This window comes from Halococcus salsus (assembly GCF_009900715.1).
GTDB lineage: Archaea > Halobacteriota > Halobacteria > Halobacteriales > Halococcaceae > Halococcus > Halococcus salsus.
In genome coordinates this window covers 19,071-30,133 of the sequence record NZ_JAAAJC010000016.1, presented here as the reverse complement: position 1 = coordinate 30,133, position 11,063 = coordinate 19,071, and the positions used below count along the sequence as shown (strand labels likewise).

Genomic DNA, 11,063 nt, shown 5'->3' with positions numbered 1-11,063 from the left:
GTCCGTGCCCGAGGCCGCGTCCATGCGCGGACGCAGGTGTTCGTTGCATTGTGCCTTCGAGTGGTCGTCGCAATCACCAACGACGAACGAGGAGACAATCCGGGCCGCGAGATGCTCACGGCATGAGACGGATTCTATGACACGCTCTAGCCGGGAAATAGCATTAGTGGAGAAACGGTAGGGCTGGGTACGTGCTAATATATTTGGCAACTAGCACCTGCACCTTTCCGTCCGTTGGCCGGACGAAAGCCAGCAGCATCTTAATCGTGGTCAACTTTCACATACCATTCGGATCGAGGAAGCCGTGGATCTCCTCTTGTTCTACCGCGAGGTTTAGATTCTCAACAGCCGTAACCTCCCCATACGCTTTGGTTACGTTCGTCAAATCGATTGCTGACATGGTTACGTTACCAGCCCAGATACGTATTCTTCAATGCGAACACACTGATCGGCAAAGGTCATGACAGGGCCTCTGGCAACGTAAACAAGGGCGAACCCGAGCAGTGAGGCTCCAATAGCGCCGACAATGTCGATGGGATAGTGAACGCCGACGTACACTCGACTGACTCCTACTAACGAGGCGAGTACCACCCCAATGAGCCCATCACGCCATCGCTCCTGCAAGTAGAGCAATGGCCACGCGAACGCGAACATGACTGTCGTATGCTGGCTCGGGAACGAGTTCTCCGGTACGCCTCCAAGGAGCGTCTGCTGGCTTATCACGTACGGCGCAGGATGGGCATAGAGCTGGCCCATTCCGTACGAGATAATGAGGCTCACGGCGATCGTAACGAAGATGAACACCGATTTCGATTTTCCATCCTCAGCAGTGAACCATGCCGGAACGAGCGCCATTCTGAAACTGGAGTCAGCTCGCTCCTCTCCAGAGGAGAGCCAGAGATAGAGAAGTGCAATCGGGACCAGATACACGAAATTCTCTGCTACGAACACCATCATCTCATTCAGTAATGGTGTCCCTCCGTGGTTCGCATAGAACTGAAGGAGATGATGTCCGGGTACTGTCATCGCTGCTCTCTCCTCCCACGAAAGTGCTCTTTCGAGTCAATCGTTAGGGTTGCCTTCATGCGATGTTGGCTATTCTCCACCCCACATTAAACCGAGGTGATTGTTTGTATCGAATATCGTCAATGTACGGCCCTACACCGTAGTTTTCGGCACAATTCGTCTGTCGGATAGTCAGTAGGATATTCCTTGGGAGAGAACGCACAGCGGAGTGATATTCCGATACAGAGGTATCTCTAAATCCCTAGCAACCAGCAGATATAACCCCTGAGTCACTGATAAACGGAATATGGCCGGCAAGTCCGCATCGCTGCTCACGAAAACACAGCGAAACCGGATTCAAAACGACTTCGCGGAACTCAACGAAGCCAAGAAACACCGAGACCAGCAACGGATTCGTGAGCGCATAAAGTCGGGCTTCCTTGATTTTCAACTCCTTGCTGACTACCCGGATCACCAGCTCGCCTTGATGTTTGAAGACGTGCCTGACGACGAGCTCCGAGAGGCTCTTGCGGACACTACTATCCTTGTCGAACGCCTCCGGGAGCAGTCCAATATTGAGCGAGAAGAGTTAATCAAGGAAGTGCGTGCGAACGTCGAGAGTTACAGCAACTCAGGTACCGATACAAAAACGCTTGGACGAATCGATTTGCGAACAACAGGTGAGATACGTCGCCAAACGGAAAATGAGCTCACAGAGCGTTTTGAACCAGGTCGTTGGGACAAGCGCTCAAACAGTCTGATGAGACTCGGCATTGGTGCGTCTATCTTGGTAGTTGTGGGAAATCTGCTCTATCCCACAGAAAGTACTGGACTGGTCCAGCCTATACTACGCCCGTTGCTCTCAGCAGCTGTTCTTATCCTACTCATCAGTGCGATAGGCTGGATACTTATCAACGCAGCACAAGGGCTGAAATACAGTGTTCTCCCATTTCTCGCCGCTCTGAGTAACGACCCGAAAAGAGCGATGCGAGGGACACTCACAAAATTGGTCAAGAATCCTTGGAAGACCATCCGGGAATCATGGAATGATTTGTAGTCCCGACCTATCCGCCGACTCAAGTGAAGTTAAGCCACTGCAACGTTCATACGTTTAACAGAAGATGGTGCACTACGGCCGTACTGCGTTTTTCTTGACACTGGGAACAGGAGCGGTTGCTCTCGGTTGGTATATCTTCCACAATCCACAACGGTTCCAACCTTCTATCCAAATGGTAAGCTACGAGCGGCGTAGTCGTGCTCGCCACGTTGTTCAAGCATCGGGTATTGGACTGGGTATTATTGGTGCAATGCTACTGCTTCTGGGTCTCGCCAATTTCATTCCTACCTGAAGACAACAAGAACTGATACTGGTAACCCCCTTATGCACAGAACGGCTTGTGACCTTCCCCGAGTACTGGTTCTGCGGATTCCCAAATTCATCTTGCCCTGTGAGCAAATATTTTACAACTGATGAGTCAAATGTTCTGCTCCATACATTATCCAGTTCTGCACCAGAAGTCGGCTAGCTCCATTCGTTATGCACAGCTCCCTGCGAAATTTAGGTGTCGGTATTGATTTCGATACCAATCGTGCATGAGAAATATATCTTCCTAACTTCAATTATAGTCTGGCCAAAATCCTGATAATTCACACGTTCACTGGCTGGCTATCATGATAGCCGCCTCGGTATTGGTAGTCCGCACACTGGCGGAACGGCCACCCGCCTAACGCAGAGCGATCCCAGCGATTGGCGTTCGCTGTTCTCATTTCCAGACTAGAAATGCGGTGATGATGGCGACCCCGGCCAGCGGAAACACGGCGAGGCCAGTGAACATTGTGGGATAGTCGCTGGTCGTCACCAGCCATCCTGCGAACAACGTTCCGACGAATCCGCCGAACGCAAAGTTTCCCGCCGACGTGAGTCCGTACCCGACCCCGGGATTCGTCTCCGGTGAGTACTCGGCCACCAGCGACTGCAACAGCGGCGGGAACACGAAGACGACGAGCCCGAAGAGGCCTGCGACGGTGAACAGTGTCCAGCCGTTCACGGATCCGAATATCGGCATCAGCACGGCCATGAGTAGGAACAGTCCGACGAGTCCGCGCTCGGCGTCGACCCACCCGACTGACGCCGATCTCTCCCGTATTCGCCCGATTCGTGAGCGGCGGCGCTGTTTCACGCCACTTTAGTTCGCACTGCGAGGGTCTGATACCGAGATTATGAACTGATGGCGATTGCCCTTCATTTAGTACATACGAGAGCACATTGGAATGAATAGGGAGGCTGTGCATGACAAATCGACCTAGCCGACATCAGCGTTGAATCGAAGCCACAAGATATTAGAAAAATGACCACCAGTCAAAGCACTCGGACTGGAGGTCTCAATCTAATAGTGCCGTAGCGCGTTAGTCGGTTTTCTCTTCCCAGGGCGAAATTGTTTGGGGAGAGTTGTCTTCGTGTTCAACTAAAGCAGAGTCACTGTTCTCGCCTTTGTCGCGGGAATTCTGGAGGTATTCACGACCTTCTTCGGTTTCCCACAGTCGCTCGTTGAGAACATCACCGGAGGTATAGAATTTGTGTATTGAGGGCAGCTTGGTGTTATCAAACTGCGCAATTAGATCGCCGTGATTCTTGAAGAAGTGGTGCATCCATTGCTCGGCTCCGCGGTCGTCGTGAAACTGGGTAATAAGGATCCAGTGGTAGTAGTCGTCAGCATTAGTGAAAAACACCACATGTGGGTCTTCGCTCAATTCCCAATAGCATTTTTCCCATTGTTCCTCGAAATTTGGGTAATGGAACGCAATACGGAAGAGATAATAGTCAAAAAGCTCTACATTAGGCACTACTTGCGTCTGTAATACCTCGTCCGTCTCCATCTCATGGAGGAGTTCATTTACGCGATTGTGTGATAGCGAGATTCCGTATTCGTCCTCAAGTATATCGCGAATTTTTCGCACTGATACAGTTGGATTTTCAATTCTTGCTTTGAGGAGGACGATATCTCTGGGTGTGAGATCATCATCAAATGAATTCTCTGAAACACCCATCGGTTATCATCCTTATAGTGTGAGAGCGTACTTAAAAACCTTTCTCAAAATTCGAAGCATGCGTCTGGCATCTTATTGATTTGTAGTTGATTTAGATATCAATACTAGAAGATGACATCTTAATCGATTTTGAAATTTAGCGTCTTTGTCTGTGTGTATGCCTTGATTGTCTCTTTGCCTATTTCCCGACCGATACCGGATTGTTTGTACCCACCGAATGGCTGGCCAGCTGGGAATTCGTTATATTGATTTACCCAGATGTTCCCAGCCTCAATATCGCGAGCAGCACGCCGAGTAGTGGAAATATTTTCAGAAACGATGCCAGCAGCGAGACCAAAGCTGACATCGTTGACTCGATCTATTAGATTATCATAGTCGCTCCATTCGAACACAAGCTCTACTGGGCCGAAAATTTCTTCTTGGGCAACGCGCGTTCTATGCGGTGCACCCTCAACAACCGTTGGAACAACAAAGTATCCGCCAGCGAGTCGCCCTTCCCCAAGTTGTTTGTCACCAGTGACAATTTGACCACCAACCTCTTCGGCAAGATGAATATATCGTTCAGTTCTTTGAACCTGCCTTGGCGATATTTTCGGACCCATTTCAGTTTTTTCAAGCAAAGGATCGCCAAGGACGATATCATCCGCAGCGTCGGCGAATTTTTGTGTGAATTCATCACATAGTGATTCATGGACAAACAACCGTGTCCCCGCACAGCAACACTCCCCAGCGTTGTAGAACATCGCGTCGATGGCGACCTCAACCGCTCGATCGAGAGCCGCGTCTGGGAAAATGATAAGTGGACTTTTGCCACCCAATTCCAAGGAGATGTCCTTGAGGGTATTCGCTGCTCCCTTCATCACGCCGCGACCGACCTCCGTTGATCCGGTGAACGCAATCTTGCGCACGCGCGGGTGTTCAACGAGCGATGCACCAGCCTCGGGACCGTAGCCAGTGACAATATTCAGTAGTCCATCTGGAATGAGATCATCGATTTCGCGGATGAATTCAACTAACGATAATGGGGTTTCTTCGGCAGGTTTCAACACTACAGCATTTCCTGCTGCCAGAGCTGGCGCAAGCTTCCATGCGGCCATCAATAGTGGGAAGTTCCAAGGAATTATTTGGCCGACAACGCCATACGGCTCCCGAACCGTCTCTATGTGTTGGTCATCTTCTGCGGGGATAGTTGTTCCTTCCAACGTCCGGGCCGCGCCTGCAAAATACCGAAAATGATCTACAACAAGATCAATGTCATCTCGGGCTTCTACTAATGGTTTGCCGTTATCAAGTGCATCAAGTCTTGCGAACTCTTCCTGTCGGGCTTCGATTCGGCTCGCTATCTCTGAAAGAATGACTTGTTGTTGGGCTACCGATTTATCATCCCAAGTCTCGAAGCCACGCCACGCAGCTGTAACAGCTCGTTCGATGTCAGCATCATTTCCGGCCTGAGCTGTCGCCAGTTTTCTCCCAGTGGTCGGGTCGTAAATGTCTAATAGTTCGCTACCGGTACTGTCTACCCACTCACCTCCGATATATAGTTGAAGCTCTCGGTCTTGAATCAGCTCTCGTGCAGCTTGCTCATGTCTCTCAATAACCTCTTGTGAACTCTCGGCCGACGGCTGAGAGTTAGATGTCACGTGTTATCATCTCACACCCACCCTGATGCATAAGATTTTCTGATTTCATATTGACAAACCGTCTTTCCTGCCTGATCTCCGATTAGACTCAGAAGTGGTGTTAGACAATGTAGATTCCACACAGTATGATTCATGATATTCAAATTAGAATCTCTCATAAGCGGCCCTGCTATGAAGATATTATAATCTCAAACTGGATTCTACATTTCAAAATAATCTTACTGGCTGAAATCCTACGTATTTTTTCAAAACATTCATTATGTGGCCGGGTATGGGTGTAACTGCCATGCAGGCAGTAGTACTGGAGGAGTTTCAGGAGCCGTTGACCGTCCAGGACGTCGACCGTCCTGAACCAGAACCCGATGGGGCTGTCGCCAAACTCATTGGGTGTGGTGTCTGCCGATCAGATTGGCATTGTTGGCAGGGAGATTGGGACTGGTTCGGATACCGGCCTGATCCGCCACACGTTCTTGGCCATGAACCCACTGCCCGTATCGTTTCCGTCGGTGAGGATGTTGAAACCGTCGAAGAGGGTCAAGAAATCGCAATTCCGTTCAACCTCGCGTGTGGTACTTGTGACCTGTGCCGGAACGGTCGCGAGAACATCTGTGAGAACCACGTTGGGCTTGGGTTCATGAACCAAGCCCCCGGTGCATTCGCTGAGGAAGTTCACATCCCACACGCCGATGTCAACGCCGTGCCGCTCCCAGACAGTATCGACGCCGAAACGGCTGCGGGGTGTGGTTGCCGGTTCATGACCTCGTTTCACGCGATGGCGCATCGCGCACCCGTGAGCGCCGGTGATGACGTGGTAATTCACGGGTGTGGTGGCATCGGTCTTTCAGCCGTCCACATCGCTGATGCGCTTGGTGGTAATGTAATCGGGGTGGATCTCAAAGACGAGAACCTCGACAAGGCCGAAGAACTTGGTGCGGTCGCTACGGTTAACGCTTCCGAAGTCGACGATCCCGCTGGCGAAGTCCAAGATATCACTAACGGTGGAGCAGATGTTTCTGCCGACGGACTTGGTATCAAAACGACGTGTCAGAACGCAGTCAATAGCCTCCGCAAGGGAGGAACGCACGTTCAGATCGGGTTGACCACTTCCGAAGAAGAGGGAATGGTTCCACTGCCGGTCGATGACTTCGTCTCCAAGGAGATCGATTTCCACGGCTCGCTCGGTCTCCAGCCCTCGCGTTACAGTGAGATGCTGGACATGATCGAGTCAAGCAAGCTTGACCCGACAACGCTCGTCAACAAGACGATCGATATCCACGAAGTTCCAGATGAACTGGCTGCGATGACTGACTTCAACACACTCGGAATCCCAGTCTGTACCGACTTCACTAGCTAACCAATAGAACAATCACGAAACAAACCATTTTAAATCAGAAGTCGGCTATCTAGTTTTCTCATGCATAGTTTCCATCGAATTTTCCTCGTGGGGATGAATTTCGAGTTGGATGAAATCCCCATCGACCTAGTTTCTATACCATTTATTCCCCGAGAGCGACGACCAGACGAATATGCCGGATCAACTGGACGACGGTGTGCGTGTGTGGCTGGTCGAACGGACATACTCCGACGACGAGCAGAACCTCATCATCCTCACCTACGCGACTCCCGACGGCGGCCAGTACTACCGGAAGGAGCGGGCACTGACTTCCTTCACCGACGTTCGGGACACCACGGCGGCCGTCAATGCTGACTCGGAGAATCTCGGCTCAGTTGATGATACCGATCTCCAAGAACAGTATGCCGCCGAAGCACAACGGATGCAAGAGACTCACGACCCCGACGACGTGATCTGACCCTACTAGTCGAATCCGGCGAGGACGAGCCATGTGTTATGTCTCCGGGTGGCTAGAGCAACCTATGCGCGAACTCGTCTTCGCTCTCGAATACGAGCCCGGGTGCAACAGGGTAGCAGACACCCTTGTTGACCATCCAGATGCTTCGATTCGTTCGCTCTCGCTGCACGCTACTGAGGAACGTCTCTGGCGTGTCGATCACGCCACGGGGTCACCCGACGCTCTCGCTGGCATCGAAAATGCCTTTCTCAACAGCGACTACTACGCCGACTGTCTCGCCACCGAGGACTGCGACGCTACTCAGAGTACACAGGTTCTCGACCATACCGACGACACACTCGTTCTCTACTCGTACTGGGAGCGCACTCCCCTCTGTTCGTCCATCCCCCACATCGCCCGCGATCATCTCGGTGACGGCTTGCTGTTCGATACGCACCACGAGAGTCGCCACTATACCTGGCGCATCATCCACTCCGGCGAGGGCGATGTGAGTGGGTTCTTCAACGAGCTTGAAACTGCCGTCGGCGACTGCGCGCGGATGGAGATGCTCCGAACGGCGGCCACCTCGACGGCGAGTAAGGGAGACGGCAGTCCAACTGAGTTGCCGCCAGAGCAGCAAGCAGCTCTCCAAGCCGCCGTCGAACACGGCTACTACGAATCACCGCGGGAGGTTGATGTAGCCGGACTGGCTGAGCATCTTGACGCGCCACGGTCGACGCTTACCTACCGACTCCGGCGGGCGGAGGAACACTTGGCGAAGCAGCACGTCGCTCGCACGCAGCTACCAGACGAGCTGTCGACGCCGCTCTGACCCTCCGGATTGGAATGTTCCAACTAACGCTTATCGAGTTGACTGCCCTATCTCACAGCGATGACCGAAACCGCAGACGCAGCGGGGCGGGAAAACAACGGTGAGCAGACACAAGAGTCGTCCGTCCGGCTCACCGTTCCAGAGATGGACTGCCCCTCCTGTGCGCAGAAAGTAGACAAGAGTCTCCAGCGCGTTGATGGGGTCACTGACACCACCCTGCAACCCACGACGGGCACGGCCACGGTGGACTATGATCCTAACCGTGCCGCCGAGGCCGACGTGGTTGCGGCCATCGAGGGCGCGGGCTATGAAGTGATTGGCGGCGAAGACGGTTCTGACGAAGAATCCGCCGATGGCATGGAAATTGCACCTCCGTCGGAGATCTGGACGAGTTCGCGCGCGATTAAGACGTGGACCGGAGCGGGGTTCGTCGTGTTCGGTCTCCTCTTTGAGTTCGTCCTCGCCGGACAGAATCCTGAGGTTGCGACCCTTCTCAACTATTCGCTCTCGCTCGCGGATGGGCTGTTTCTCGTCGCAATCATCGTCAGTGGGTATCCTGTCGTTCGTGGCGGGTACTACTCCGCGCGGAACCTGAGTCTCGACATCGACCTCCTGATGGGGACGGCGATCATCGCTGCCACCGGCATCGGCTACTTCGTTGAAGCCGCGACGCTTGCGGTCCTGTTCAGTGTCGCGGAACTCCTCGAAGACTACGCGATGGACAGGGCACGGAACTCGTTGCGTGAACTGATGGAACTCTCGCCCGACGAGGCCGCGGTCCGCCGCGACGGTGAAGAGGTGACCGTATCCGTCGAGGAAGTCGAGATCGGCGAAACCGTCGTCGTCCGTCCCGGCGAGAAGATTCCACTGGATGGCACGGTCATCGAGGGTGGGAGCGCGGTCGACCAGTCACCGATCACCGGCGAGAGCGTCCCCGTCGACAAGGCCGAAGGTGACGACGTGTACGCCGGCTCGATCAACGAGGAGGGCTATCTCGAAGTGGAGGTTACGTCAACGGCCGGGAACTCGACGCTCTCGAAGATCATCGGAATGGTACAGGGGGCCCAGGAAAAGAAAACGGAGAAAGAGCAGTTCGTCGACCGGTTTTCGGGCTACTACACGCCCGCGGTGGTCGTCTTGGCAATTCTCACTGCTGCTGTCCCGCCGCTCATGCTCGGGTGGCCGTGGCAGACATGGTTCATTCGCGGACTCACGCTGTTGGTGATCGCCTGTCCCTGCGCGTTCGTCATCTCGACGCCCGTTTCCGTGGTGTCGGGCATCACGAGCGCCGCGAAAAACGGCGTTCTCATCAAGGGCGGCAACCACCTCGAAGCGATGGGCGAGGTCGACGCCATCGCGCTGGACAAGACCGGGACGCTCACGAAAGGCGAGCTCGCCGTCACTGACGTCATTCCGTTCGGAAACCATAGCGAGTCAGATGTCCTCCGATACGGCGCGGGAGTGGAACAGCGAAGCGAACATCCGATTGCCGAGGCGGTCCTCACCCGTGCCGACGAGGGCGACGTGACTGACCTCCCAGCACCCTCTGACTTCGAGAGTCTGACTGGAAAGGGTATTCGAGCCACAATCGCCGGCGAGACGTACTTTGTGGGGAAGCCTGCACTGTTCGAGGAACTCGGCTTCGACCTTCCACAAGCTCGCCGCGCGACCGACGGTGGGGCCGTGTCAGAAGGGGTCACTGCGGACTCCGGTCTGGAGGAACAAGAGAAGGAGTACGCGGACCATGTACTCGCTGGGCTTGAGGAGGAGGGGCGAACGGTCGTCCTGGTGGGGACAGAAACGGACGTAGTGGGTGCCATCGCAATTGCGGATGAAGTACGTTCAACCTCGCAGCGTGCCGTTGAGCGCCTGCATGAGTTGGGCGTCGACCGCATCGTGATGCTCACGGGAGATAATGAGGGAACGGCCCGAGCCATTGCCGAGCAGGTCGGTGTCGACGAGTACCGCGCGGAACTTCTCCCTGATCAGAAGGTCGAGGCAATCGACGAACTGCGTGATGAGTACGGAGACGTTGCAATGGTTGGTGACGGAGTAAATGATGCACCGGCGCTTGCGACCGCGACTGTCGGCGTAGCGATGGGAGCTGCCGGAACGGATACGGCACTTGAGACGGCCGACATCGCGCTGATGGGTGACGATCTCTCGAAGCTCCCGTACCTGTACGAACTGTCACACAAGGCGGGGAGCGTGATTCAACAGAACATCTGGGCGAGTCTCGGTGTGAAGGCGCTACTTGCAATCGGTGTCCCGCTCGGTTACGTCAGCGTTGCAGTGGCCGTGGTCGTCGGCGATATGGGTATGAGTCTTGGGGTGACTGGAAACGCGATGCGACTCTCGCGGATTGTCCCCGACAGTCTATACAGTGGTGCTGATCGAGAGACAGAAGCATGAATGAATGGATCGCCATCGGCACGCTGGCGGTCGTACGCGCCCCTTGTAGGGAGCAAACCAGTTTCTGACCGTTGCCAAGCAGTTCTACGGTCTCGACCCTCCTGATTGAGGCCGATACTCTTCCGTGTTCTCCCGACTCGTGAGCAGCGGCACTGTTTAGCGACGCTTTATTTCGTCTCGTACTCGTCCGATTTCGAGATGCTAGCCCGAGACTGATCGGTGTTCGTTCACTACAGGCGGAATAGAGTCCAAACGAACGCTTGATTCGTGCATTGAGCAGCTACCTAGCCGACCTCAGGTTCTGCACAGATTTGCTGTCCACTAGATTATTAGGAT

At 53.9% G+C, this 11,063-nt stretch carries 9 protein-coding genes and 1 pseudogene; 6 read left to right on the top strand and 4 right to left on the bottom strand.

Annotated elements, in window-relative coordinates; translation table 11 throughout:
- Nucleotides 1-126, top strand: a pseudogene (locus tag GT355_RS17040) (IS5/IS1182 family transposase); the annotation flags it as partial.
- Between the two features lie 276 nt (nt 127-402).
- On the opposite strand, the gene GT355_RS17035 reads toward GT355_RS17040, so the two are convergent.
- The gene (locus GT355_RS17035) at nt 403-1,026 is read right to left on the bottom strand and encodes an undecaprenyl-diphosphatase (protein ID WP_160135730.1); all 624 of its coding nucleotides are present in this window, start codon (nt 1,024-1,026) and stop codon (nt 403-405) included.
- A gap of 286 nt (nt 1,027-1,312) precedes the next feature.
- Between GT355_RS17035 and GT355_RS17030 the strand changes: the two genes are divergently transcribed.
- Entirely contained in the window at nt 1,313-2,062 is a 750-nt protein-coding gene (locus GT355_RS17030) for a hypothetical protein (protein ID WP_160135729.1), read from the top strand.
- A 706-nt stretch (nt 2,063-2,768) separates the two neighbouring features.
- On the opposite strand, the gene GT355_RS17025 is transcribed toward GT355_RS17030, so the two are convergent.
- The 3 genes from GT355_RS17025 to GT355_RS17015 form a co-directional block, all read right to left on the bottom strand.
- The gene (locus tag GT355_RS17025) at nt 2,769-3,083 is read right to left on the bottom strand and encodes an MFS transporter (RefSeq protein WP_160135728.1); all 315 of its coding nucleotides are present in this window, start codon (nt 3,081-3,083) and stop codon (nt 2,769-2,771) included.
- Between the two features lie 328 nt (nt 3,084-3,411).
- Nucleotides 3,412-4,053, bottom strand: coding sequence for a helix-turn-helix domain-containing protein (locus GT355_RS17020; protein WP_240145878.1), 642 nt, complete (start codon nt 4,051-4,053; stop codon nt 3,412-3,414).
- Nucleotides 4,054-4,172: 119 nt separating this feature from the next.
- Nucleotides 4,173-5,693, bottom strand: coding sequence for an aldehyde dehydrogenase family protein (locus GT355_RS17015; protein ID WP_160135727.1), 1,521 nt, complete (start codon nt 5,691-5,693; stop codon nt 4,173-4,175).
- A gap of 286 nt (nt 5,694-5,979) precedes the next feature.
- Between GT355_RS17015 and GT355_RS17010 the strand changes: the two genes are divergently transcribed.
- The 4 genes from GT355_RS17010 (at nt 5,980) to GT355_RS16995 (ending at nt 10,727) form a co-directional block, all read left to right on the top strand.
- Nucleotides 5,980-7,047: a zinc-dependent alcohol dehydrogenase family protein gene (locus GT355_RS17010; protein WP_160135726.1), complete on the top strand. Its 1,068-nt coding sequence runs from the start codon at nt 5,980-5,982 to the stop codon at nt 7,045-7,047.
- 172 nt (nt 7,048-7,219) lie between these two features.
- On the top strand, nt 7,220-7,504 hold the full coding sequence (locus GT355_RS17005; RefSeq protein WP_120071622.1) for a DUF7967 family protein: 285 nt from the start codon (nt 7,220-7,222) through the stop codon (nt 7,502-7,504).
- Between the two features lie 64 nt (nt 7,505-7,568).
- Nucleotides 7,569-8,315: a helix-turn-helix domain-containing protein gene (locus GT355_RS17000; RefSeq protein WP_120071664.1), complete on the top strand. Its 747-nt coding sequence runs from the start codon at nt 7,569-7,571 to the stop codon at nt 8,313-8,315.
- A gap of 60 nt (nt 8,316-8,375) precedes the next feature.
- A complete protein-coding gene (locus GT355_RS16995; RefSeq protein WP_192928048.1) occupies nt 8,376-10,727 on the top strand; it encodes a heavy metal translocating P-type ATPase in 2,352 nt (783 codons plus the stop codon).
- Nucleotides 10,728-11,063: the final 336 nt, after the last annotated feature.